This is a genomic window from Curtobacterium sp. B8 (assembly GCF_000333315.1).
GTDB lineage: Bacteria > Actinomycetota > Actinomycetes > Actinomycetales > Microbacteriaceae > Curtobacterium > Curtobacterium luteum.
On sequence record NZ_BACW01000384.1, the window covers coordinates 1 to 951 of the forward strand.

At 73.4% G+C, this 951-nt stretch carries 2 pseudogenes; both read right to left on the minus strand.

The features are described from left to right. Positions 1–34: 34 nt before the first annotated feature. Positions 35–217, minus strand: a pseudogene (locus tag I59_RS21415) (ABC transporter ATP-binding protein); the annotation flags it as partial. Between the two features lie 104 nt (positions 218–321). Further along, positions 322–951, minus strand: a pseudogene (locus I59_RS23455) (DNA replication and repair protein RecF); the annotation flags it as partial.

The window sequence follows — 951 nt, forward strand, 5'->3', positions numbered from 1 at the left end:
TCCCGTCCGATCGCGCGCGCCGCGCGCCCGCCGGTCAGGCGAGCTCGATGAGCTCCGCGTACTCCTTGTTCCAGTGGTCCTCGGTACCGTCCGGCAGCAGCAGGACACGCTCCGGGTTGAGGGCCTCCACCGCGCCCGCGTCGTGCGACACGAGCACGACCGCACCCTCGTAGCCCGCGAGGGCGCCGAGGATCTCCTCGCGCGAGGCCGGGTCGACTCGGCGGCGCCGGGCGTCCACGGTGCGGAGCGACGGGTCGCCGAACACGGCCTTCAGGTGGCGGTAGAACCGGGACGGCTCGGTGGGCTTCCAGGGCTTCGGCATCAGGACGCCGTGTCCGCGCTCGACGGGTCGACGGTCGTGGCCGGCGCGGGCCGGTCGACGATCGTGCCGGCCTCGATGTGCACGGTGTGCGCCGCCAGCTGCTCGGGAACGTCACCGAACACCGCCGCCGTGATGAGCACCTGCTCGTAGTCCGCGACCGCGTTCGCGAGCCGTTCCCGGCGGGACTCGTCGAGTTCGGCGAAGACGTCGTCGAGGATGATGATCGGGTCGCCGAGCGTCGACTCGGCACGCAGCACCGCGGCGCTCGCGAGCTGCACGGCCAACGCGAAGGACCACGATTCCCCGTGACTGGCGTAGCCGCGGGCGGGTAACCCGTTGAGCTGGAAGAGCACGTCGTCCCGGTGGGGTCCGACGAGGGTCAGTCCTCGGTCGAGTTCGTCCCGGCGGCGGCGGTCGAGCGCACTCCTGAACGCCTCGGCCGCAGCGGGGACCGTGACCGGCTCGTCCGGGGTCCCGAGCACGGGGTCCGTCGCTGCCGCGTCCTCCGGGTCACCGCCGCGGACGCTGAGGACGCCGGTGATCGTCGCCTCGTGCCGTTCGCCGGCGACGGTCGCGTACGCCTCCGTCACGAAGGGGGCGAGCCGCCGCGTGAGGTGGTCCCGGGCGGC